1 protein-coding gene is annotated in these 1,372 nt (G+C 31.9%); it reads left to right on the top strand.

Features of this window, described 5'->3' with window-relative positions; genetic code table 11:
- Window positions 1-33: 33 nt before the first annotated feature.
- Complete coding sequence (locus V4538_15455; GenBank protein MES2382443.1) at window positions 34-1,362, top strand: IS5 family transposase; 1,329 nt, start codon at window positions 34-36, stop codon at window positions 1,360-1,362.
- Window positions 1,363-1,372 lie beyond the last annotated feature (10 nt).

Genomic DNA, 1,372 nt, shown 5'->3' with positions numbered 1-1,372 from the left:
AGTAAAAAACAAAAAAAACTTGCAGAATTGTAAATGCTATCAAAACCAAAATCTAATATTCAACTTGGTTTTTTCTCATCATTTGAAGACCAATTAAGCCACCACCATCCACTGTATTTGCTTTCAAAAATAGTAAACTGGAATTTTTTTGAAGAAGCTTTCAAAAAGCATTATAGTTTAACTCAGGGCAAGCCATCAAAGCCGATAAGGCTAATGGTTTCATTGTTAATTTTAAAACAGTTAAGAAATTTAAGTGATGAAAATGTGGTTGAACAATGGTCAGAAAACAGCTATTTTCAGTATTTTAGTGGTGAACAAAGTTTTGTTCCAACAATACCATGTGTTCCAACAGAGTTGGTAGAATTTAGGAAGCGAATAGGTCCTGAAGGAGCAGAATTAATACTTAAAGAAAGTATTCGCATCAATGGAAAAGATAGTGAAGATGATAATTTAAGTGGTGACACCACTATTCAAGAGAAAAATATAACCTATCCCACCGATGACAAATTGTATAAAAAAATAATCACAAAATGTCAAAACATAGCTCAACAAGAAGATGTAGAGTTGCGTCAAAGCTACACACGAACAGTGAAGGAATTAAGCGTGATACAAAGGTTTAAAAGAATTAAAGGTGGGGATTTAAAAGCACGAAAAGCGAGCAAAAAAATTAAAACAATAGCAGGTAGATTGGTAAGAGATTTGGAAAGAAAACTAGACCCACTACAGTTACAAAACCACGAAATTGATTTGCATCTTTTTAAACGAGTTTTAGCTCAAAAAAGATCTGATAATAATAAAATTTATAGCTTACATGAACCACAAACAAAATGCTTCACTAAAGGAAAAGAACATAAGAAATTTGAGTTCGGAAGTAAAGCATCTTTTTTGGTAACTCAACGAACAGGAGTCATAGTTGGAGCACTTAATTTTACAGACACTTTGCACGATTCAAAAACATTACCTACCGCTTTAGAACAATATGAAAGACTCACAGGAAAACTAGCAAAAAATGTGTTTTTGGACAGAGGTTATAGAGGACCAAAGAAAATAAATGAAACAAATTTATATACACCAAAACCTGATAAAAACATAACGTTAACAAAAAGAAACAGACATAGTAGAAGGGCAGCAATCGAACCAGTGATTGGTCATTTAAAATCGGATTACAGAATGGCTAGAAATTACTTAAAAGGAATAAATGGTGATGCAATAAATGTAATGCTTTCAGCTGCTGCCTTTAATTTTAAACGAGTCATGAACATCTTCAAAAAGAAGATGTCCATTTTGTGCTCGAATATTTTTGAAATTATTTACAATGTATTTTGTTTTTTATTTACTCGTAAAACAAAACTGACTTTTTGAGGGACGACTA

The organism is Bacteroidota bacterium (assembly GCA_040388375.1).
Taxonomy (GTDB): domain Bacteria; phylum Bacteroidota; class Bacteroidia; order UKL13-3; family UKL13-3; genus JAAFJM01.
This window is presented reverse-complemented; position numbering and strand designations above follow the sequence as displayed.